Annotated in this window: 23 protein-coding genes; 3 read left to right on the top strand and 20 right to left on the bottom strand. The window is 71.9% G+C overall.

Translation table 11 applies throughout. The features are described 5' to 3' along the window. Positions 1 to 86: 86 nt before the first annotated feature. Positions 87 to 1,835, top strand: coding sequence for a glycoside hydrolase family 35 protein (locus ABD946_RS15210; protein ID WP_345283824.1), 1,749 nt, complete (start codon positions 87 to 89; stop codon positions 1,833 to 1,835). Positions 1,836 to 1,988: 153 nt separating this feature from the next. Here the strand turns inward: ABD946_RS15210 and ABD946_RS15205 are convergent, their stop codons facing one another. Together ABD946_RS15205 and thpR are read right to left on the bottom strand one after the other, a co-directional pair. Further along, positions 1,989 to 2,927 carry a LysR family transcriptional regulator gene (locus ABD946_RS15205; protein WP_345283822.1) on the bottom strand — a complete coding sequence of 313 codons (939 nt, stop codon included), beginning with the start codon at positions 2,925 to 2,927 and terminating at the stop codon, positions 1,989 to 1,991. A 44-nt stretch (positions 2,928 to 2,971) separates the two neighbouring features. Further along, entirely contained in the window at positions 2,972 to 3,562 is a 591-nt protein-coding gene (thpR, locus tag ABD946_RS15200; RefSeq protein WP_345283820.1) for an RNA 2',3'-cyclic phosphodiesterase, read from the bottom strand. Positions 3,563 to 3,610: 48 nt separating this feature from the next. Between thpR and ABD946_RS15195 the strand changes: the two genes are divergently transcribed. Beyond that, a complete protein-coding gene (locus ABD946_RS15195) occupies positions 3,611 to 4,129 on the top strand; it encodes a GNAT family N-acetyltransferase (protein ID WP_345283818.1) in 519 nt (172 codons plus the stop codon). 30 nt (positions 4,130 to 4,159) lie between these two features. Here ABD946_RS15195 and ABD946_RS15190 read toward each other — a convergent pair whose 3' ends face one another. Together ABD946_RS15190 and ABD946_RS15185 are read right to left on the bottom strand one after the other, a co-directional pair. Beyond that, a complete protein-coding gene (locus ABD946_RS15190) occupies positions 4,160 to 5,668 on the bottom strand; it encodes an MFS transporter (protein WP_345283816.1) in 1,509 nt (502 codons plus the stop codon). 124 nt (positions 5,669 to 5,792) lie between these two features. Next, positions 5,793 to 6,227, bottom strand: a complete 435-nt coding sequence (locus ABD946_RS15185; RefSeq protein ID WP_345283814.1) for a MarR family winged helix-turn-helix transcriptional regulator — start codon at positions 6,225 to 6,227, stop codon at positions 5,793 to 5,795. A 187-nt stretch (positions 6,228 to 6,414) separates the two neighbouring features. Between ABD946_RS15185 and ABD946_RS15180 the strand changes: the two genes are divergently transcribed. Further along, positions 6,415 to 7,152, top strand: coding sequence for an MHYT domain-containing protein (locus ABD946_RS15180; RefSeq protein ID WP_345283813.1), 738 nt, complete (start codon positions 6,415 to 6,417; stop codon positions 7,150 to 7,152). 136 nt (positions 7,153 to 7,288) lie between these two features. Here ABD946_RS15180 and ABD946_RS15175 read toward each other — a convergent pair whose 3' ends face one another. From ABD946_RS15175 to ABD946_RS15100, 16 genes are all read right to left on the bottom strand, one after another. Further along, entirely contained in the window at positions 7,289 to 8,974 is a 1,686-nt protein-coding gene (locus tag ABD946_RS15175; RefSeq protein ID WP_345283812.1) for a hydrogenase maturation protein, read from the bottom strand. Between the two features lie 180 nt (positions 8,975 to 9,154). Further along, on the bottom strand, positions 9,155 to 10,486 hold the full coding sequence (locus ABD946_RS15170) for a cation:proton antiporter (RefSeq protein ID WP_345283810.1): 1,332 nt from the start codon (positions 10,484 to 10,486) through the stop codon (positions 9,155 to 9,157). A gap of 197 nt (positions 10,487 to 10,683) precedes the next feature. Further along, positions 10,684 to 11,946, bottom strand: coding sequence for a glycosyltransferase family 4 protein (locus ABD946_RS15165; RefSeq protein ID WP_345283808.1), 1,263 nt, complete (start codon positions 11,944 to 11,946; stop codon positions 10,684 to 10,686). Then, the gene (locus tag ABD946_RS15160) at positions 11,943 to 12,815 is read right to left on the bottom strand and encodes a PP2C family protein-serine/threonine phosphatase (RefSeq protein ID WP_345283970.1); all 873 of its coding nucleotides are present in this window, start codon (positions 12,813 to 12,815) and stop codon (positions 11,943 to 11,945) included. The genes ABD946_RS15165 and ABD946_RS15160 overlap by 4 nt, the downstream gene beginning before the upstream one ends. Positions 12,816 to 13,056: 241 nt before the next feature. Next, a complete protein-coding gene (locus ABD946_RS15155; RefSeq protein WP_345283806.1) occupies positions 13,057 to 13,644 on the bottom strand; it encodes an ATP-binding protein in 588 nt (195 codons plus the stop codon). Positions 13,645 to 13,651: 7 nt separating this feature from the next. Continuing rightward, positions 13,652 to 13,972, bottom strand: a complete 321-nt coding sequence (locus ABD946_RS15150) for an STAS domain-containing protein (protein WP_345283804.1) — start codon at positions 13,970 to 13,972, stop codon at positions 13,652 to 13,654. Beyond that, positions 13,969 to 14,343: an STAS domain-containing protein gene (locus tag ABD946_RS15145; protein ID WP_345283802.1), complete on the bottom strand. Its 375-nt coding sequence runs from the start codon at positions 14,341 to 14,343 to the stop codon at positions 13,969 to 13,971. The genes ABD946_RS15150 and ABD946_RS15145 overlap by 4 nt, the downstream gene beginning before the upstream one ends. A 221-nt stretch (positions 14,344 to 14,564) precedes the next feature. Beyond that, a complete protein-coding gene (locus ABD946_RS15140) occupies positions 14,565 to 15,749 on the bottom strand; it encodes a low temperature requirement protein A (RefSeq protein ID WP_345283800.1) in 1,185 nt (394 codons plus the stop codon). Further along, positions 15,746 to 16,801 carry an aldo/keto reductase gene (locus ABD946_RS15135; protein WP_345283798.1) on the bottom strand — a complete coding sequence of 352 codons (1,056 nt, stop codon included), beginning with the start codon at positions 16,799 to 16,801 and terminating at the stop codon, positions 15,746 to 15,748. The genes ABD946_RS15140 and ABD946_RS15135 overlap by 4 nt, the downstream gene beginning before the upstream one ends. 40 nt (positions 16,802 to 16,841) lie before the next feature. Beyond that, complete coding sequence (locus ABD946_RS15130; RefSeq protein WP_345283796.1) at positions 16,842 to 17,285, bottom strand: VOC family protein; 444 nt, start codon at positions 17,283 to 17,285, stop codon at positions 16,842 to 16,844. After that, the gene (locus ABD946_RS15125) at positions 17,282 to 17,902 is read right to left on the bottom strand and encodes a DJ-1/PfpI family protein (RefSeq protein WP_345283794.1); all 621 of its coding nucleotides are present in this window, start codon (positions 17,900 to 17,902) and stop codon (positions 17,282 to 17,284) included. Before ABD946_RS15125 ends, ABD946_RS15130 begins: the two co-directional genes overlap by 4 nt. Beyond that, a complete protein-coding gene (locus ABD946_RS15120) occupies positions 17,895 to 19,448 on the bottom strand; it encodes a GMC family oxidoreductase (RefSeq protein WP_345283792.1) in 1,554 nt (517 codons plus the stop codon). The genes ABD946_RS15125 and ABD946_RS15120 overlap by 8 nt, the downstream gene beginning before the upstream one ends. Beyond that, positions 19,445 to 19,849: a nuclear transport factor 2 family protein gene (locus tag ABD946_RS15115; protein WP_345283790.1), complete on the bottom strand. Its 405-nt coding sequence runs from the start codon at positions 19,847 to 19,849 to the stop codon at positions 19,445 to 19,447. Before ABD946_RS15115 ends, ABD946_RS15120 begins: the two co-directional genes overlap by 4 nt. 37 nt (positions 19,850 to 19,886) lie before the next feature. Beyond that, positions 19,887 to 20,339, bottom strand: coding sequence for a nuclear transport factor 2 family protein (locus tag ABD946_RS15110; protein ID WP_345283788.1), 453 nt, complete (start codon positions 20,337 to 20,339; stop codon positions 19,887 to 19,889). 3 nt (positions 20,340 to 20,342) lie between these two features. Continuing rightward, the gene (locus ABD946_RS15105; protein WP_345283786.1) at positions 20,343 to 20,765 is read right to left on the bottom strand and encodes a nuclear transport factor 2 family protein; all 423 of its coding nucleotides are present in this window, start codon (positions 20,763 to 20,765) and stop codon (positions 20,343 to 20,345) included. Positions 20,766 to 20,820: 55 nt separating this feature from the next. Next, positions 20,821 to 21,252, bottom strand: coding sequence for a nuclear transport factor 2 family protein (locus ABD946_RS15100; protein WP_345283784.1), 432 nt, complete (start codon positions 21,250 to 21,252; stop codon positions 20,821 to 20,823). Positions 21,253 to 21,294 lie beyond the last annotated feature (42 nt).

The following is a 21,294-nucleotide window of genomic DNA, read 5'->3' as shown; positions in this document are numbered from 1 at the left end:
GGGACCGCCGCCGGACTCCGACAGTCCAACACACCCAGGGGTTTGTCCATGGCTTCGACCTGCCGCTCTGGGGCAGGCTGGAGTGCATGCTCACCTACGACTCCACCGGCTTCCGTCTCGACGGCGGTCCGCTGCGCATCCTGTCCGGCGCAGTGCACTACTTCCGCACCCGCCCCGAGCAGTGGCCGGCCCGGCTGGCCGCCCTGCGCGCGATGGGCCTGAACACGGTCGAGACGTACGTCCCGTGGAACCTGCACGAGCCCCGCCCCGGCGAGTACCAGCGGCTGGACGAGCTGCCCGCCTTCCTGGACGAGGCGGCCCGCCAGGGCCTGTGGGCGATCGTCCGCCCCGGCCCGTACATCTGCGCCGAATGGGACAACGGCGGGCTGCCGGGCTGGCTGACCGCCCGGGTCGGCCGCCGGGCCCGCACCTCGGACCCGGAGTACCTGGCCGCGGTCGACCGCTTCTTCGACGCGCTGCTGCCGGCGGTGGTGGAGCGTCAGACCACCCGGGGCGGGAACGTCCTGATGGTCCAGGTGGAGAACGAGTACGGCTCCTACGGCAGCGACGCCGCCTACCTGCGCCACCTCGCCGACGGGCTGTCGGCCCGGGGCGTCGACGTCCCGCTGTTCACCTCGGACGGCCCCGAGGACCACATGCTCACCGGCGGCACCCTGCCCGGCGTGCTGGCCACCGTGAACTTCGGCTCCGACCCCGAGGGCGCCTTCGAGGTGCTGCACCGGCACCGCCCCGAGGACCCGCCGTTCTGCATGGAGTACTGGAACGGCTGGTTCGACCACTGGGGCAAGCCGCACCACAGCCGGGACGCGGCCGACGCCGCCGACACCCTGCGCCGCATCCTGGCCGCCGGAGGCTCCGTCAACCTCTACATGGCGCACGGCGGCACCAACTTCGGCACCGGCGCCGGAGCCAACCACGCCGACCCGCCGTTCAACTCCACCGACTGGACCGACTCGCCGTACCAGCCCGTCACCACCTCCTACGACTACGACGCCCCGCTGGACGAGCGCGGCGCCCCGGCCGCCAAGTACGCCCTCTTCGCCGAGGTGCTGGCCGAGTTCGCCGCCGCCCACCCCGAGCAGGCCCGGTTCCTGGGCGAGGCGCTGCCGTACGAGCTGCCGCCGGTGCTCGCGCCGCGCACGGTCGAGCTCACCGGGCGGGCGCCGATCCCGTTCGGACCGGCCGCCGCGCACCCGGTGCCGCCGAGCTTCGAGGAGCTGGGCCTGGAGCACGGGGTGGTCCGCTACGTCTTCCGGGTCCCCGCCGAGCGGCCCGAACTCCCGCTCACCGTCGAGGGCCTGCACGACCGCGCGGAGCTGCGGGTGGACGGCAAGCGGGTCGCCGAGCTGCGCCGGGGCGCGGCGGACGAGCCGGTCGTGGTGCCCGGCGGGGTGGAGCTGGAGCTGCTGGTGAGCTCGCTCGGCCGGGTCAACTACGGCCCGCTGACCGGGGACTCGAAGGGGATCACCGGCGGGGTGCGGCACGAGCGGCAGTACCTGCACGGCTGCGAGGTGGCCGCCTTCGACCTCCACGCCCCGCTGCCCGCCCTGGAGTTCACCGGCGAGGGCCCCTTCGCCCGGGGCACGCTCACCCTCGACGCCACCGGCGACACCTGGCTGGCCGTCCCCGAGGGCCGCCACGGCTACCTCTGGGTCAACGGCTTCCTCCTCGGCCGCTACGACGCCCGGGGCCCGCAGACCGCCCTCTTCTGCCCCCAGCCCCTCCTCCGCCCCGGCGCCAACACCCTCCTCCTCCTCGAACTCGGCGACGCCACCCCGACCACGGTCGACCTCCTGGACACCCCTGCGCTGTGAAGGTGCGGTGCGCCCCGCAAGGGGCGCGAGGAACTGCGCGCGGGGGAACGGCACGAGCTGCAACTGGCTCACCTGCCCCGATCCAGCACTGGGCCGCCTTCCGCTTCGCGCAGTTCCTCGCGCCCCCAGAGGCGTAGCCACTTTCGCCGAGCCCTACCGGCGGGCGCGCCAGGCGGTGTAGGAGGGGCTGCGGCCGGCCGCCTCGGTGTGGGCGCGCCGCGCGTAGCGGGTGACCTCGGCGGCCGTGCCCGCCTCGGCCGACTCCGGGTGCCAGCCGAGGAGGTGGCGCCAGGTGAGCGGGTCCCCCGCGAGGGGGACCGTCACCACGCCGGAGGTGGGCGGGAAGGTGGCCCGGGCCAGGCCGACCGCGCGGCCGACCTGGACCAGGTGGACGCAGGAGGCGGTGTCCGTCTCGTACATCGCCGCCGGGGCGAAGCCGGCCCGGCTGCAGGCCGCCGAGAAGCAGTCGGCGAAGCAGCCCTCCCCCGGCACCACCGCCCACTGCTCCCGCGCCAGCTCCTCCAGCCCCAACTCCGCGCGCCCGGCCAGCGGATGCCCCTCCCCGAGCATGGCGAACACCGGGTCGGTGCCCACCTCCCGCCAGGCGAGCTGCGCCGCCCCCGCCGGACGGCTCTGCCCGCAGACCCCCACCAGGGCGTAGTCCAGCCGTCCGCTGGCCACCTGGCCGGTCAGCTCCTGGGTCGACCAGGAGGTCGCGGTGTTCACGGCCGCTCCCGGGTACTCGGCCACCAGCCGGTCCACCAGGGCGCCGAGCAGCGGCCCGTGGGTCGCTCCCAGTCGGAAGCGGCGCCGTCCGCCGTCCGCGTTGGCGAACCGGACCGCCTCCTCCTGCAGCTCCTGCGCCGCCGGGAGCAGCACCTTGGCCCGGTCCAGCACCAGCTCACCGAGCGGGGTCGGCCGCACTCCGCTCCGACCGCGCTCGAACAGCTGGCCTCCCAACAAGCGCTCTATCCGCTTGAGCTGAGTACTCAGAGCGGGTTGGGCCAATCCCATGGCCACCGAGGCCTTGGTCAGACTGCCCGCCTCGGCGATGGCCCGGACGGTCCGCAGGTGACGCAGCTCCAACTCCATGGCGACGAACGTAAGGGCGTCGACGGATTCTCCACAAGAGATGGTCACCGGCTCCAGTTGGCCAGATTCCACCGGCGCAACACCGTGTACCGCGCCGGGCCGTGGTCCAACTCGCTGCGCATCAGGCAGAGTTCGTCCGCCTGCCAGTCACTGCCGCGGAAGCCGTCCAGGGCGGTGGCCAGGGCCCGGAGGTCGGCGGCGTCGGTGCGGCGGTCCGCGCGGCGGCGGCCGTGCGAGGAGCCGGCCCGGGCCAGCGTCAGATGCGGATGGAACCCGAACTGGTCACTCTCGCCTCCGAGTTGGCCCACCGCCTCGCGGACGCCCTCGGCCAGCCGGCGGAGCGCCCACACCTCGCCGTCCACCCCCGCCCACAGCACCCGGTCCCCGAAGCACCCGCCACCGGCCAGCCGCAGCCGGTGCGCCCCGTGCTCGCCCGCCACCCGCCCGAGCGCCTCCTCCAGGGCGGGCACCTCGGTGACCGGCACCTCCCCCAGGAAGGCCAGCGTCAGGTGCCACCCCGCCACCTCGCTCCACCGCAGCCGCCCCGCCCCTGGGGCCTCCCGCAACGGCGCCGCCGCGTCGACCAGTTCCCGCACCGCCACCGCCGGCGGGTTCACCGCCACGAAGAGCCTCATGGTCCCCATGATCCACGCTGTCGGCGGGACTCTGGTAGAACGGCCGGCATGGAGATACGTACCGGAACCACCGCCGACGCCCCCGGGGTCGTCGCCCTGCTGGACCGGACCATGGGCTGGCTGATCGACCAGGGGCGGACCGGGCAGTGGGGTGACCGACTCTGGAGCGAGCGGCCGGAGTTGGTCGAGCGGATCGAACGCTACCTCGGCACCATGCACGCCCGGGTGGCGGTGGCCGGGGACGGATCCCCGCTGGGGATCTGCGTGGTGGACGAGGAGGGGCCGCAGTACGCGCTGCCGGCGCCCGGGCCGGAGCTGTACCTGCGGTTCCTGGCGACCGAGCGCGCCGCGAGCGGCACCGGGGTCGGCGCCGCGCTGGTCGCCGACGCGCTCGCGGAGACCGCGCGGCGCGGGCTGCCGACCCTGCGGGTGGACTGCTACGGGGGCGACGACCGCCGGCTGGTGGGCCAGTACCTGAAGCTGGGGTTCACCCCGTGCGGAACCTTCGCCGTCCCCCGGCCCGACGGCAGCGAGTGGCCCGGGCAGTTCCTGGAGATCAGGCTCTGACCGGGCCGCCCGCCGGGCGTCAACAGGCCGTCAGCAGGCCGTCGCCAGGGCCCGCTCGCGCAGCGGGGTGCGCGGCACCAGTGCGACCACCCGGCTGCCCCGGTGCAGGTCCACCCGGACCTTGAGGTCGGCGACCCGGGCCAGCACCAGGCCGACCACCACGGCCGCCACCGCGGAGACCGCCCCGCAGGCCAGCAGCCCGAACCGGGGCCCGTACTCGGCCGTGACCCAGCCGACCACCGGGGCGCCGATCGGCGTGCCGCCGGTGAAGACCAGCACCAGCAGGCCCATCACCCGGCCGCGCAGCGCGGGGTCGGTGGCCAGCTGGATCGCCGAGTTGACCGAGGTGTTGAAGGTCAGGCCGAACATGCCGACCACGGTCAGCAGCGCGGCGAAGGTCCAGTACCCGGGCGCGAACGCGGCCAGCACCTGGAGCGCGCCGAAGGCCAGCGCGGCACCGACCAGCCGGCGCAGGCGCGGTGCCCCGCGCCGGGCGGCGATCAGCGCACCGGCCAGCGAGCCGACCGCCATCGCGGTGTTGAGCAGGCCGTACTGGCCCGCCCCGACGTGGAAGGTGTCGTAGGCGAAACCCGACAGCAGGGTCGGGAAGTTGAACCCGAAGGTGCCGATGAATCCGGCCAGCACCATCGGCCACAGCAGCTCCGGACGCTCCTTCACGTACCGCAGCCCCTCCCGGAGTTGGCCCTTCTCACGGGGCACCGGGGTGATCGGCCGCAGCTCGGACTCGCGCATCGCGAGCAGGCCGCCGATCACCGCCACGAAGGAGAGCGCGTTGACCGCGAAGGCCCAGCCGCTGCCCACCGCGGCGATCAGCAGACCGGCGACGGCCGGGCCGACCAGCCGGGCGGTCTGGAAGTTGGCCGCGTTCAGGCTGACCGCGTTGGCCAGGTCCCCGGCCGGGACCATCTCGCTGACGAAGGCCTGCCGGGTCGGGTTGTCGACCACCGTCACCAGGCCGAGCAGCAGGGCGAAGACGTACACGAAGCCGGCGGTGGCGGCCCCGGTGACGGTGAGCACCGCGAGGCCGGCGGCCAGCAGGCCCATCGCGCCCTGGGTGGCGATCAGCAGCCGCCGCTTGGGCAGCCGGTCGGCGAGCACGCCGCCCCAGAGGCCGAGCAGCAGCATCGGGAGGAACTGCATCGCGGTGGTGATGCCGACCGCGAGCGGGCTGCCGGTGAGGCTGAGCACCAGCCAGTCCTGGGCGATCCGCTGCATCCAGGTGCCGGTGTTGCTGACGACCTGTCCGGCGAAGTAGTAGCGGTAGTTACGGATCCGCAGCGAGGAGAACATCCCGCCGGGCCGGGTGAAGCGGGCCCCGGTGGGGCCGTCCCCGCGAGGCGGGGCGGATGCGGCGGGGAGCTCCGCCGCGGTGCGTTCGTCGGGGTCGTCGTCGCCGGTGCCCGGCAGGCCCACGGGGGTGGGCTCGGGGCTCTCGACGGCGGCGGCGCCGGGCGCCGCGAGGTCGGTGGTGGAGTCGTCGGTACGGATGGCGGCGCTGACGGCGGCCGGCGGTGTCAAGGTGGGCTCCCCTCCTGGCGCGACCGTGGTGCGTCCCCCGGTCGCGCTGCTGGTGTGTCGTGTCGGTCCTGCGGTGATGCGGTGCTCCTTCTCCCGATGCCTCGATGCGCTGACGGGTCGTCGGCTACAGGTGGGCCAGCTTGTAGAGGACCGGTGCGGCCTCCTTGAGCTGCGCCCACTCCTCCTCGGTCAGCCCTTCGGCCAGTTCGGCCAGCCAGACGTTCCGACGGCGGCGGCTCTCCTCGAGGATGGCCTCGGCCTCCTCGGTGGAGCTGACCACCACCTGCCGGCGGTCCTCGGGGTGCGGCTCGCGCCGCACCAACCCCTTCTCCTCCAGCATCGCGATGATCCTGGTCATCGACGGCGGCTGGACGTGTTCCTTCCTGGCGAGCTCACCAGGGGTGGCCTTGCCGCAGCGGGCCAGGGTGCCGAGCACCCCGATCTCGGTGGGGCTCAGCGATTCCTCGACCCGCTGGTGTCGCAACCGGCGGGCGAGGCGCATCGCGGCCGACCTGAGCTGACTGACGGCAGCGAGGTCGGCCTCGGACATCTCGGGCATGTTCTTAGCCTATCTCATTACTCTCGCTAACAAAAACGGGTATCGGCGGGATTGGTGAGCGTGTCTTGCCCCGCCCGTGAAGGACCACCCCTGGCCTGCGACTTCACAGAAACCACCGTGGTTGCCCACGTTCCGTCAGGGGTGGTTGGGTCGTGTTGTCAGGAACACAGCATGCCTAGGAGCTCTCTTGGGTCACATCGACCACACGGTCCACGGCTGGGTCACCCCGGCGATCTCGTACCTGGCCGCCTGCCTGGGCGCCCTGCTCGCCCTGCGCTCCACCCGCTGGGCCCTGCTCACCGAGGGCCGCACCCGGCGCAACTGGCTGTTCTTCGCCTCGGTCTCGCTCGGCGTCGGCATCTGGAGCATGCACTTCATCGCCATGCTCGGCTTCGCGGTCCAGGGCGCAGAGATCCGCTACGACGTACCGCTCACCGTGGTCAGCCTCCTCACCGCCATCGGCGTGGTGGGCGTCGGCATCTTCACCGTCGGGTACAGCCGCCGGCGCAACGCCTCCCTGCTGGCCGGCGGGGTGGCCACCGGACTCGGGGTGGCGGCCATGCACTACCTGGGGATGGCCGCGATGCGGATCAACGGGACGCTGGTCTACGACCGCGCGACGGTGGCCGCCTCGGTGGGCATCGCGGTGTTCGCGGCGACGGCGGCGCTCTGGGCCGCGCTCAACGTCCGGGCCACGGGCGCGGTCCTGGCGGCGGCGCCGGTGATGGGCGTCGCGGTCTGCGCCATGCACTACACCGGCATGGCCGCCGTCCAGGTCGAGCTCTCCGGGGTCCGCACCACCCCGCCGGGCGTGGTCGCCCTCCAGTTCGTCTTCCCCCTCGCGGTCGGCCTCGGCTGCTACGTCTTCTCCAGCGCCCTCGCCTTCGCCGTCGCCCCCGACAAGGTCACCGTCCGCCCGGCTTGACGTACGTGGCTACGCCTCTGGGGGCGCGGGGAACTGCGCGATTCGGAAGGCGGCTCACCTGCAACTCATGCACCGTCAGCCAGTTGCACCTGCTGCCGTTCCCCCTCGCGCAGTTCCCCGCGCCCCGGTGTGACCACTATCCGCGGATGTGCGCCGGGGTCTCGGTGGGGCAGGTCTTGTGGACGAAGGCGCGGCGCAGGGCGTGGTAGGGCTCCTCGGGGGCGAGGAAGTTGTGCCGCATGTGGGCCAACTCCTCGGCGCGGTAGGCCGCCAGCGGCTTGGCCGCCTCGTCCGCGCCGCGCCGCCGCTTCTTCTCCACCAGCCAGTCCTCCAACTCCCCGGAGCGGGCCAGCTGTTCGGCCTCGTGGTCGACCCAGCGGCGGAAGCCGGTGGAGTCGCCCCCGGCCACCCGGTCGGCCAGGCCGATGGCCAGCGCCTCGCGGGCGCCGATCGGGAGGGCGGCCGTGGTGAGCCGCGCGGCCTGGTCGGTTCCGACGCGGCGGGGCAGCGTGTAGGTCCAGTACTCCGAGCCGTACAGACCCATCAGCCGGTAGTGCGGGTTGAGGACCGCGGAGGCCCGGCACCACACCTCGTCCGCCGCGAGGGCCAGCATCAGGCCGCCGGCCGCCGCGTTGCCGGCCAGCGCCGAGACCACGTAGGTGTCCGTGGTGGTGAGGACGGCCTCGACCAGGTCGTCCATCGCGTTGATGTTGGCCCAGGACTCGGCGGCCGGGTCGGCGGCGGCCTCGATGACGTTGAGGTGGATGCCGTTGGAGAAGAAGTCCCGGGACGGCCCGAGCACCAGCACCCGGACCGGCCGGGCCACCGCCGCCCGGTAGGCGCGGAGCAGGCGGCGGCACTGCGCGGTGCTCATCGCCCCGCCGGGGAAGGCGAATTCGAGGTGACCGACCTCGCCGTGCTCCCGGTAGCGGATCTCCGACCAGGTCTCCCGCCCGGCCGCCTCCTGCGGGGTGACGGGCACCTCGGGCACCCCGGCCAGGGTCAGCTGGGGCCCGAGCACGGTGGCCGCGGGCAGTTTGTAGGTGGCGGGGCCGCCCGGCGTCCGACGCGGCCTCAGCTGCGGTATCCAGACCGCCCCGTCCACCGTGGCCCGGCAGACGGCGCCGTCCCGGCTCGCGATCAGCTCACCGGGGCGCCCGCGCAGCCGGTCCTCGGCGCAGCCGCCGTGCAGGTAGTACGCGCGGCCGTACAGCTCGTCCAGCACGCCGGGCTGGCTGTCCGCCGCGCGGAGCTTGCGCAGCACCGTCGCGGTGGTGTCCACCGCCCAGTCGATCCGGCGGAACTCCTGGGCGTGATAAGGGCGTTCGCGTCCGATCCGGCCGGCCGCCAGATCCGGGGCGTACCAGCCGCCGGCGAACCGCTCGACCGCCTGGAGCACCGCCTCGACGGCGGCGTCCGCCACCTCGTTGCGGTAGACCTCGCTCTTGCCGCCGGCCCGGAGCGGGAACGGCACGCTGGCCCAGACCGGGCCGGCGTCCAGCTCGGCCACCGCCTGGAGCACCGTCACGCCCCACTCGGCGGCACCGTCGTGGATCGCCCAGTCCAGCGAGGACGGGCCGCGGTCCCCGGCCGGGCCGGGGTGCACGATGAGGACCGGGTACGTCCGCCAGACGTCCTCCGGGACCGTCCGGGTGAGCATCGGCGCCACGATCAGGTCGGGCCGGAACCGGGCCGCCCCGGCCCGCAGGGCCTCGTCCCCCAGCGCGAGTTCGACCCCGACGTGGTGGCCGCGTTCGCGCAGCTCCACGTGGACCCGCTGGGTCAGACTGTTGAAAGCGCTGGCGACCAGCAGTACGCGCAAGGTGCCCTCCGACGGCATGTCAGTGCGGTGACCCCCCGTGAATCGGGATCATCCAAACACGGTCATGCGCACGTCAGAGGTTTCCCCGCACGACCCTCACCCAGCCCACCCGGGCCGTCGACGAAACCTCCCGATCGGCCCCGCCGACCCCACCGGCCGCCCCACCGGTCACCCCGCCGGTCACCCCGCCGCGCGGCGTTCCAGCAGCCGGTACGCCGGGGCCGTGGCGGCCGTGGTGAGCACCGCCATCAGCACCAGCACGGTGGCGCCGAGGTCGTTCACCAGCCCGGCCTGGTGGCCGATGGTGATCACCACCAGCTCGGTGACGCCCCGGCAGTTCATCAGCACCCCGAGCCGCAGCCCCTCGGCCCGCGGCGTCCCCGCCACCGCGGTGCCCAGCACCGCACCCAGCAGCTTCCCGCCGACCGCCACGGCCAGCACCGCGAGCAGCAGCAGCCAGCCCACCGGATCGCCGAGCACCGCCCCGGCCGAGGTCCGCAGCCCGACGCCGACGAAGAACAGCGGCAGCAGCACCGCCGAGGTGAAGCCCTCCAGCTGCCGGCAGATCCGCCGCACCGCCGGGTGCCCGCCCGGGGTGGCCGCGCCGAACAGCAGCGCGCCGACCACCGGGTGCAGCCCGAGCCACTGGGTGAGCGCCGCCAGGCCGAGCAGCCCGGCCAGCAGCGCGGAGAGCAACTGGCCGCTCCGGGACTCCGGTTCGCGCTCGGCCCAGTCGACCAGGGCGGCCAGCGCGGGCCGCAGCCCGTACCGGACGGCGGGCAGCAGCACGACCAGGGCGGCCACCGTGAGCGGGGCGCCACCGGCCCGGCCGCCGGTCAGGGCCAGCAGGACGGTCAGCGCGCCCCAGCCCACGCCGTCGCCCAGCGCGGCGGCGCCGAGGGCGAGTTGGCCGTGCGGGCGGTCGGTGAGGCGGAGCTCGGTGAGGATCCGGGCCAGCACCGGGAGGGCGGTGACGGAGAGGGCCAGACCGAGGAAGAGGGCCTCGGCGGCCGGGCGGGTGCCGCTCGCGAGGCGGTCACCGAGGAGCAGGGCCAGACCCAGGCCGCCCACGAAGGGTGCCAGCAGGCTGCCCACGCCGAGGCCGAGCAGGGCGCCGCCGCGGGCCCCGAGCTCCTCGGGGCGGATCCGGCATCCGACCAGGAACATGAACACCGCCAGGCCCAGGTCGGCGGCGGAGCCCAGGCCCTGACGGACCGGCGCGGTGAACAGCCACTGCTGCCCGGCCGGCCAGAGCAGGCCGAGGGCGGACGGACCGAGCAGCAGCCCGCCGACCACCTCGCCGACCACCTGGGGCTGCCCGAAGCGCCGGAACAGCGCGCCCAGCAGATGCGCCGTCAGCACCACCACCGCCGCAGCGACCAGGAACCGCGCCAGCGGATCGTTCACCCCGTCCCGGGCCCACGCCGCCCCGCCCAGCGCCACCACCGACACGGCGCCCACCACCCCGCGCCACCGCGGCGCAGCCGCCCGCTCGACTTCGGCGACGGACACTTCGGCTCCTTCTCCGCGGAATGTGGTGATGCCTCTGGGGGCGCGAGGAACTGCGCGAGTACGGAAGGCGGACCAGCGCGAGATCGGGGCACGTGAGCCAGTTGCACGCGCTGCCGTTCCCCCGCGCGCCCCGCGGCGGAGCCGCCGATCAGCAGAGCCTCGCGCCCCCATCGGCGCAGCCACGTCCACCACTCCCCTCAGAGCAGGTTGCCCTCGGGGACGACGATGCGGGGGCGGCCCTGGCTGAGGACCTTCGCGGCCTGGCGTTCGGCGAAGACCGGGCCCTCGATGGTGGCGATGCGGTAGTTCTCGGCGGTCTGCCGGGCGATGGCCTTCCAGCTGTAGTCGCGGATGACCATCTCCCGGGCCCGCTGCGCCATCTCCAGGGCGTTGTCGCGGTCGCTGAGCAGACCCGAGACGGCCTGCGCGAGCGAGCGCGGGTCGCCCGCGTTGAAGGTGGCGCCGGTGCGGCCGGGCCGGATGATCTCCATCATGCCGCCGGTGGAGGCCACCGCGACCGGGGTGCCCGCCGCCGCCACCTCGAGGGCGATCATGCCGAAGGGCTCGTACCGCGAGGGCAGCGCCATCACGTCGCAGGCGGCGATCATCGTGGAGAGCTCGCGGTCCAGGAAGCCGGTGAACTGGACCCGGTCGCCGACCCCCAGGTCCCGGGTCAGCGCCTCCAGTTCCTGCCGGTAGGGCCCGTCGCCGGCGATCATCACCTTGGTGCCGGGGTGCCGTGCGGAGAGCTCCGGCACGGCCATGATCAGGTCCTGGACGCCCTTCTCGTAGACCAGCCGCCCGGCGAAGCCGACCAGCGGGCCCTCGGCGTGGTGCCGGCGGCGGAAGTTCTGCACCTGCTCCGGGTCGGTCTCCCAGCGGTGCGGCTCCACGCCGTTGGCCACCACCTCCATGCGCCGGTAGGGCACGCTCATCAGGCGGTTGACCTCCCAGGCCATGTACTGGGAGCAGACCACCAGGCGGCAGGCCTCGTGCGCGAGCCACCACTCCACCGAGTGGATGGACTTGTTCATGTTCTCGGGCAGCCAGCCCTGGTGGCGTCCGGCCTCGGTGGCGTGGATGGTGGCGATCAGCGGGACGTTGAGCTGCTCCTTGAGCGTGACCGCGGCGTGCGCCACGAGCCAGTCGTGGGCGTGCACCACGTCGAAGTCGTGGCCGATCGAGGCCCGCAGGGCGGCCCGGGTGAGGGTGTGGTTGAAGGCCATCGTCCAGGCCAGGAAGCTGTCCTGGGACTCGGCGAACAGCGGCGGGTCCTCCATGGCGTGCACGACCCGGACGCCCTCCTGCCACTCCTCCAGCGGGTGGCCGGGCGCGTAGCGGGTGACCACGGTGATCTCGTGGCCCTCCTTGACCAGTGAGGTCGCCAGGGCGTGCACGTGCCGCCCCAAGCCGCCGACCAGCACCGGCGGATACTCCCAGGACAGCATCAGGATCTTCATGGACCGTCTCCCCCGTCGTCTCTCGGTTCAGTGGTGCGTTGGTACTCGCCGGGACCGGCGGGGTGCCGGAGCAGACCGAGCATCGTGATGTCGTCGAACTGCTCACCCACACCGGCGTGTTCGGCCACCGCCTTGCGCATCCGCTCGATCACGGTGGCCGCCCGGCCGGGGTCGGCCAGCATGGCCAGCATCCGGCCCTCTCCGAGGAACTCCCCTGCCGGATTGCGCGCCTCCGGCACTCCGTCGGTGTAGAGGTAGAGCAGGTCGCCCCGCTCCAGGGTGGCGAACCCCAGGTCGAAGTGGGCGTCCCGCATCAGCCCGAGGGCCGGGCCGGTGGGCAGCAGCGAGAGCTGCTCGCCCGTCGCGCGCTGCACGACCGGTGCGTTGTGGCCGCAGTTGATGTAGATCAGCTCACCGGTCCTGGTGTCCACGACCCCGAAGAACAGGGTGGCGAAGTACGCCTGGTGCAGGTGATTGGTGGTCAGGTAGTCGTTGGTGGTGCGGACGGCGCGCAGCGCCAGTGCCGCGCCGGGGAGCGGCCGCCCGGCCGAGCCGACCGGCTCGGGGACGGCGGTCAGGCCCTCGTCGGCCACCGCGGCCTGCCGGAGCAGGCTGCGGATCAGGGCCATGAACAGGGCGGCCCCGATGCCCTTGTCGCAGACGTCCGCGATGGCGAAGGCGAGGAAGTCGCCGTTGATCACGTCGTACGCGTCGTAGAAGTCGCCGCTGACCTCTCGGGCCGGCTCGAAGTAGGCCGCGATGTCCCACTCGTCCAGCTCCGGCAGGTTCTCCGGCAGGAAGCCGCGCTGGATCTCCCGGCCGATCTGGAGCTCCCGCTCGAAGCGGCTCTCGTCCACGGCCGAGTGCATCTCGTCCAGCACGTAGGCGAGGTCGCGGTTCTGCCGGCACATGTCCAGCCGCTTGCGGACCAGGTAGGGCAGGAAGGGCTCGGACAGGAAGTCCAGCCCCTCCTTGAGGTGCTGCTCGATCTGGCGCACGTCGCCGCTGCTGAAGGCCACCACGGCGGGCGGGCGGCCGGTCTTGCGGCTGAGTTCGCGGATCAGCCGGCGGACCGTCTCGACGTCGAGCGCGGCGTCCACCAGCAGCAGGTCACAGGCGGGGGCGTCCGGCCAGCGCGCCGCCAGTACCGAGGAGGGGTAGGACACCGTCGCCGGGATCCCGACCTCCGCCAGGGTCTGCCACAGCTCCAGCGCCGCCGCGCTGGGGCTGGGTTGACTGACGATCAGTGCTTTCTCGGACACGCTCGACCCGCCCATCGTATTCCGGTGCGATCCGCCGCATGGCGATCGTGGTGTGGTTCGCACCGTGCACGTACTCGTGAAACGACCTGTCCACCGCGTGGTTGACCAGATAGAGCCCCAGCGAGCCCGGCTCGCGCTCGTGCAGGGGGAGGTCGAGACCACGCGGTGGCCGGGCCGTGAACGGGTTGAACGGTGGTGCGGTGTCCGTCAGCCGGATCGAGACCTCCGTGTCGGTGACCACCCCTTCGAGCCCGATCCGGCCCCGTCCGGAGCCGGAGTACCCGTGCACCACGATGTTGACGACCAGCTCCTCGGTCGCCAAGCGGAGCAGGTGGGACCGGGCCGGAGTGAGCCCGGCCTCGGTCGCGAGGTCCTCCACCAGGGAGTTGACCAGCTCCAGGGAGCTGACGTCCGCCGACACGTCGATCTTCTTCATGGCATGCCTACGCCGGGATCGAGTCTGCGAAGGTGACGCTCTGGTCGAAGCCGACGAGCCGGATGGTCTGCTCCACGGCGCTGTTGACGCCCACCAGGACGACGCGGACGTCGTCGTCCATCTTCTGGCGGGTGTAGACGATCTGGCGCAGGCCGGCCGAGGAGATGTAGTCGACCTTGCTCATCTCCAGGACGAGCTCCTTCGGGCGGGCCTCGATGACCGACTCGGCGGCCTTCTGGAAGGCCGGCGCGCTGGCCGCGTCGAGGTCACCGCCGATGGTCACGACCGCCGTGGTGCCGCGGAAATCCACTGAGACGTCAAAACTCATTTGGTCCACTCCTGGTCAGTTGCCTCGGCGACGCGTTGCCGAATGAGCATTGCGACGCCCTCGGAACAACTCTCGACAATATGGAAGAGGCGGAGGAAGCCGGTCACCCGGAGCGCATTCCGAAGATGCGACGAAAGACCGGCGAGAGCCACCTCGACCTCGGCGCCCTGAGCCCGCCGGTGCACCATGAGCAGCACCCGCAGACCGGCGCTGGAGATGAACGGGACCCCTGAGAGGTCCAGCAGCAGCGGCGTTCCCTGCGGCATGACGTCCACGATCCCGCTGAACACGCCCTGCGCCGATCTGGCGTCCAGGTCACCGGTCAGTTCGACACAGGTGACGCCGTCGGCCATGCGCGTGACGACCTCCATTGCCGGGCCCCTCGGTCGAAATTGCTCCAGATTCCCTTTCCCCTGCTATTTTCCGGGGGGTGGTGAGGGACCGTCAATGAACTGTCCGCCCAGGGGAATCCACGTTCGAGTCGCGGATCGGAGTCCGTCAAGTCCCTGTGTCAGGTCGGTGCGCGGGGCGTGGAAATGCCGATGGCCGGCCCCGGGGAAGGGGGCCGGCCATCGGCTCGGAAACGGGGCGGCTACTCAGCCGGCTGGGCGCGCCGCAGGCGCTGCGGCACCCGCACCAGCGGCAGCGAGCGGTGGGTCTCCACGATGAAGGCCTCCGCCCCGTTGACGGCCGCCAGCACCAGCAGCACCACGACGGCGGTGACCAGTTGGGGCAGCAGCGGGGCCAGCGCGGACAGCACGGCCAGCGCGACGGCACCGGAGAACCGGGGCACCGCGGCCGCGCCGAACATCCGCCAGCGGGCGTAGCAGAACCCGAGCAGGTAGAGGCCGGCTCCGGGAGCGAGCATCAACTGCGGCAGTTCGTGCGGCACTTGTGTCGGATGGGCGATCAGCTCCTCCAGGCCGACCGCCATCAGGATGATGGCGACGGCGTACAGCAGGTGCGCGTAGCTGAACACGTCGCGGACGATCCTGGCCTGCACCGGGTCGCTGCCCAGGCTGTGCCGGGCCGCCGGTGCCCCGTAGTGGAAGTACGCCCACCAGAGCAGCACGATCAGCACGAAGGCCAGGCCCAGCGTGCTCAGGGTGAGTGCGTCCATCACATGGGCGCCGGTGACGTGGCTGCCGGCCGCGATGACCGTCTCGCCCAGCGCCATGATGACGAACAGGCCGAAGCGCTCCGGGAGGTGGGAGGTCTCGAAGCGGGCCTGGTCGAGCTTCTTGCCCAGCACCGCGGTGCCCAGCACCTCGATCACCGCACCGACCGCCCACAGGACGTGGCGCGGCTCGCTGTCCAGGAAGCTGCCGACCAGGAAGAGCGGCCCGCTGGCCAGCAGGCTGACCGAGAACGGCTCGATCCGCAGCCCGCCGAAGCTGGGCCAGCGCCGCATCCGCTGCCACAGGATCAACCGCAGCAGCACGTAGCAGACGCCGTACAGCGGCCCGCTGGTCCCGAAGGCGTCCGGCACGGCCACCGCCATGCCCAGGCCGCAGGCGGCCAGCCCGAAGACCAGCACCCGGCCGTGCACCCCGTCGAGGTTCTCGCCGCTGGTGTTGCCCAGCAGCGCGGCGCCCACCCAGCCCATCCAGAGCGGCAGGAAGAGCAGGATCGCGGCGCCGGCGTCCACCAGCGAGTGCGAGTGGGCCAGCAGGACCGAGATCTGGGTGATGGCGAACACCCAGACCAGGTCGAAGAACAACTCGGCCCAGGTGACCCGCTGTTCCTGGGTCTCCGTGGCCTCCGCGTCCGCGGTCATGCGCCGTCCCCGCCCTCGATGTGGCGGTGGGCGCCCACCTCGAGGCCGTCGGTCAGACGGCCGGCCTCGCCGTAGACGAAGCCCTTCATGGACTTGATGAAGTCGGCCGGGAAGCCGAGCGGCACCTCGCTGGCGCGGTTGAGCCGGGCGACCGCCTCGTCCGGGAGCCGGACGTCGACGGCGGCCAGGTTGTCCTCCAGCTGCTCCAGCTTGCGGGCGCCGACCACCGGGTGGACGTGCGGGCCGTGCTGCATGACCCAGGCCAGCGCCACCTGGGAGGAGGAGACGCCGAGTTCGTCCGCGACGGCGTCCACCTCCTTGGCGACCGCGAGGTCCCGGGCCGAGATGTCCCGCTGGTTCACCCGGGTGTGGCCAGTGGCCCGGCCGCGGCTGAACTTGCCGGAGAGCAGGCCCCCGGAGAGCGGCGACCAGGCCGCCACCGAGAGGCCCATCGCGTCGACCATCGGCATGATCTCCCGGTCGGCGTCCCGCTTGACCAGGCTGAACGGCACCTGGACGCCCACGAAGGGGGTCCAACCGCGCCATTCGGCAAGGGTGTTGGCCCGTGCGACCACCCAGCCCGGGGAGTCCGAGATGCCGATGTACTGCACCTTGCCGGCCCGGACCTGGTCGTCCAGGGCCCGCATGGTCTCCTCGATCGGCGTGCCCGGGTCCCAGATGTGCACCCAGAGCAGGTCGATCCGGTCGGTGTTCAGCCGCTTGAGGCTCTGGTCCAGCGAACGGACCAGGTTCTTGCGGTGGTTGCCCGAGGCGTTCGGGTCGGTGCCGTCATCGGTGAGGGTGTACTTGGTGGCCAGCACGAAGCGGTCGCGGTCCGCGCCGAGCAGCTCGCCGAGGATCTTCTCGCTGGTGCCCTCGGTGTAGCGGTTGGCGGTGTCGATCACGTTCCCGCCGGCCTCGGCGTAGGCCTCGAAGAGCTTGCGGCTCTCCTCGACCGAGGCACCGAAGCCCCAGTCCTCGCCGAAGGTCATGGTGCCGAGGAACAGCTCGGACACCCTCAGACCACTGCGTCCCAGAAGTCGGTAACGCATCTGGTAATCCCTCCCCTGATGATGGCCCGTCGCGGCCGGGTCAGTGCGCGTGGGTGTGCGCGTGGGCCGACGGATCGTCCCGGTACCCCTCGCTGACCTCGACCACCACGCCGTCCGGGTCGGTCAGCCAGACGCTGCGCCACCCGGGGATGAAGTCGTCGAAGGAGAGCGGGCCCAGGGAGACCGGCACGTCCTCGTCCAGCCCGGACAGGAACTCTGTCAGGTTCTCGGTCTGGAAAGCGAGGTGTCTCACCGTTCCGGGGGTGGAAGGGCCGTCCTTCGTTACGTCGAGCGGCTCGCCGGCCCCCGCCGCGAACAGTTCCAGGTAGACCTGACCCTGCTTCACGAAGACGATCTGCTGGTCGCCCAGGTCCACCGTGCGGGCCCGCTCGAAGCCGAACCAGCGGTGGTAGAACTCCTCGGTCACCTTCTGGTCGGCGCAGTTGAGCGCGGCGTGCGACCAGCGCAGCTCCAGCCCGCTCACGCCGCACCGCCCTGCGCGGCCTTGCGGTCGACCAGGATGTCGATGATCTGACGGGCGAACAGGTGGGCGTGCTGCCCGGTCCGGCCGGTCACCAGGTCGTCGCCGTCCAGCACCACGTCGGAGTCCACGTACTCGGCGCCCATGTTCCGGACGTCGCCCACCAGGTTGTTGTGGCAGACCACCTTGCGTCCCCGGATGGTCTCCGGGACGGTGGCCAGCAGCCAGAAGCCGTGGCAGATGATGCCCTTGAGCACCGAGGGCTGCTCGAAGGCGCGCTTGACGAACTCGGCCGCCGGGGCCAGCACCTCCACGTCCTCGGTGTAGCGCAGCCGGTCCGAGACCATGCCGGAGGGCACGATGACCGCGGCGTAGGAGCGCAGCTCCTCGTCGCTCAGGCCCTCGAAGGACTCCGTGGCGGTGAACGGCACCCGCCACTCGTGGCCGGTGAAGGTGATCGCGTCCTGGCCCCACAGCCGGGTGAGGAAGTGGACCTCGGCGCCCTCCTCGGCGAAGCGGCGCTGGTAGTAGTGGATCTCGGGCTCGTAGTAGTCGCTCTCGATCAGCACGGCGATCTTCGTGCCGGTCAGCGGGCCCTCGCGGAGCACCAGGTCACCCACGGCGCGCCTCCTTGATCAGGTCGGACGCGCGCTCGGCGATGGCGACGATCGCGCTGTGGCAGTTGCCGGACGGGACGGCCGGCATCACGCTGGCGTCCACCACGCGGACGCCCTCGACGCCGCGCACCCGCAGCTGCGGGTCGACCACGGCCAGGTCGTCGATGCCCATCCGGCAGGAGCCGGCCTGGTGGTGGTAGCAGTCCGCGCGGTCGCGGACGAACTGCTCGATCTCCTTGTCGGTGCGCACGTCCGGGCCGGGCAGCAGCTCGCCCTTGAGGTGGCCCTTGAACTCCGGCGCGGCGAAGATGTCGCGGGCCAGCTTGAAGCCCTGGACCATCCGGTCCACGTCCGACCGGTCCCCCAGGTAGTTGGGGTCGACCAGCGGCTTGGCGAAGGGGTCGTCGCTGGCCAGCCGGATCGAGCCGCGCGAGGTCGGGCGGACCACGCCGGGCAGGATGGAGACCGCGTTCGGGTGGCCGGCGCCCACGATGATGTCGAACGACACGTGCACGAAGGCGAGTTGCAGGTCCGGCGCGATCATGCCGGGCTGCGAGACCGCGAACAGCGCGGACTCGGAGAGGTTCTGGTGGCCCTCCCGGGGCGGATCGACGGTCTCCGCGATCAGGCCGGTGAGGACGTGGTTGTGGAAGTTCTCGCCCACGCCCGGCAGGTCGGCGACGACCGGGATGCCGTGCTCGGCCAGCAGCTTGGCCGGGCCGAGCCCGGAGAGCTGGAGCAGCTTGGGCGACTCGATGGCGCCCTGGCAGACGATCACCTCGCGGGTGGCCCGCACGGTGTGCACGCCGGGCTCCGCCTGGGTGGCGGCGGAGAGCAGGCGGCCCTCGCCCTCGGCGGGCTTCTCGGCCTCCTGGCGGTACGTCACGCCGACGCAGCGGGTGCCCTCGAAGACCAGGTTCATCGCCGTGGCCGAGGTGCGCAGGGTCAGGTTGGGGCGGGGCAGGGCCGGCTCCAGGAAGGACTGGAGGGCGCCCTTGCGGCGGCCGTTCTCCACGTCGATGTGGTGCCAGCCGGTGCCGATCATCTCGGGGCCGTTGAAGTCGTCCACCTCGCGGTGGCCGAGCCCCTTGGCGGCGTCGATGAAGGTCCGGGACAGCGGGTGGGGGTTCCCGTCGGCCGCGGAGGTGACGGTCTGGAGCTCCTTGAGCTTGGCGAAGTACGGCTTGAGGTCCGCGTAGGACCAGCCGGCCGCGCCCTGGTAGGCCCAGTTGTCGAAGTCCGAGGGGTGACCCTCGATGTGCATCATGATGTAGAGGTTGCTGGAGCCGCCGGGCAGCTTGCCGCGCGGCTCGTAGACCGTCCGGCCGTTCAACCCCGCCTGTGGCACGGTCTGGTAGCCCCAGTCCACCGGGGACCCGAGCAGTGTGTACCACAGTGGTGCGGCGTCCACGTTGGCCGGGACGAACGCGCCGCCGGCCTCCAGCACCAGGACCTTGACGTCCGGGTCCTCGGACAGCCGGTTGGCGACCACCGACCCGGCGGTGCCACCGCCGACGACGATGTAGTCGTACTCCACCGGAGCGCTCATGACGCACCGTCCGGGGAGCCGAGGACGGCGCGGAAGGGCACCGTGTCGTGGAAGTTGGCCATGTAGGTGATCAGGCCGTCCACCACCTGGAAGTAGTTGACGACGTTCGCCTCGACCCGGCCGCCGGCCGGCGTCTCGGCGGTGATCTTCGAGACCACGGCCGCCTGCTCGCCGTCCACCACGAAGTGGGCGGGAACGTTCTGGAACGAGGCGTACATCTCCGGGAAGCCCTTCATCATCTCCCGGAGCGTCTCCCGCCCCTCGACGTGCCCTGCGAGCTGCTCGTCCATCACCTGGTCCACCGCGAACAGGTCGCACCAGGCGTCCCAGTTCCCGGCGTTCGCAAGCTGGTAGTACGAGGTCACTACTTCCCTGGTGTCCACCACGGTGCCCTTCCGCATCTGTGTGAGCCCGAACCGGGCCTGTGCTACCCGGCGCTCAGACGCGCACGGCGTTGGTCGCGAGCTGCGACCAGAACTGGTTGAACTGGGTGGTGCCGTCGCCGAAGATGGCGCCGCGGCCCTCGACGACCTTGCCGTTCTCCCACTTGAGCAGGTGGATGACGTCGATCTCCAGGCGGTCGTACGGGGAGAGGCTCCCCTCCTCCGCGGTGACCCGGGTGCCCAGGTTGTAGGAGACGTCGGCCGACCAGCCGGGAGCGGTGCAGATGGCGCTCCGGGTCATGATGAAGCTGCCGCCGGAGAGCTCCCCGACGCGCGTCATGAAGTCGAAGAAGCCGTCCAGGCCCTCCCACCAGCCGGCCAGCTGGTGGTTGCCGGGGACCAGCCAGCGCATGGACTCGTCCCAGTACTTCTCGATCTGGCCGCGGTCGCCCGTGGCGAGCGCCTCGTAGGCCGCGTTGACCAGCTCGGGGGTGACGTCGTCGGCCATGGCTCAGCCCGCCAGACGGGCGGCGATGCCCTTGAGCTGGAAGCGGCTCCACATGTAGCGGTCCACGCCGTGCTGGTCGGCGGTGTGCACCTGGACCTCGCGGATCTTGCCGTCCTCGATGCCGTAGGTGGTGCAGGTCGGGAAGAGGTACTGGACGCCCTCGGACTCGCCGTGGCCGCTGTGCTTCTCGACGACGGTGCCGTTGTCCAGCTCGCCGAAGTGCACGTTGTCGACCGAGATGCCGGCCTGGAAGAGGTCCGCGAAGAAGGCGATGACCTCGTCGGCGCCCTTCATCGAACCGGACAGCGGGTGGTGGCCCGGCATGTTCCAGACGATCTCCTCGTGGAAGAGCTCGCTCTTGATCTTGTCCATGTCGCCGGTGCCGAAGTACTCGTACATCTTCAGGATGATGTCGGTGTTGGACATGTGACTGCCTCTCGGTTCGGTGGTGCGATAAGGGAGTTGGAGCGAGGAGGGACTCTCAGAGCGAGGCCGAGCCCGGCATCGGGTCGAGGGAGTCCACGATGTAGATCTTGATCTGCGGGGCGCCGTCCGGGCCGGCCGAGACCACCCAGGTCTGGTAGGCGTCGAAGCCCAGCCAGGCGCTCTTGGGGCCCGGGGCGTCCCAGATCTTGGCCTGCCAGTTGACGACCACCTTGACGTCGGCGGAGGTCTCGGTCAGGTTGCTCACCTCGGTCGAGGTGACGGTGTGCACCTCGTCGAAGAAGCGGTTGGTGACGGCCTTGTACCAGTCGGCGAAGCCGGCGTGGCCCCGGGAGGTGGTCTCCGGGAAGCGCATCTCCAGGCCCTCGTCGACCAGGTAGGTCAGCGCGGTCTCCAGCGGAACGTGCTGGTCCAGCGCGCGGTACCAGTCGGCGACCATGGTCTTGATCGCCGTCTCGGTCAGTGCCATTTCTTCTCCTGCTGCGAAGGACTGCCGGTCAGCGGGTGACGG

It is taken from the genome of Kitasatospora albolonga, assembly GCF_039535905.1.
GTDB lineage: Bacteria > Actinomycetota > Actinomycetes > Streptomycetales > Streptomycetaceae > Kitasatospora > Kitasatospora albolonga.
The sequence above is the reverse complement of the archived record's forward strand: the minus strand, read 5'-3'. Positions and strand labels throughout refer to the sequence as shown.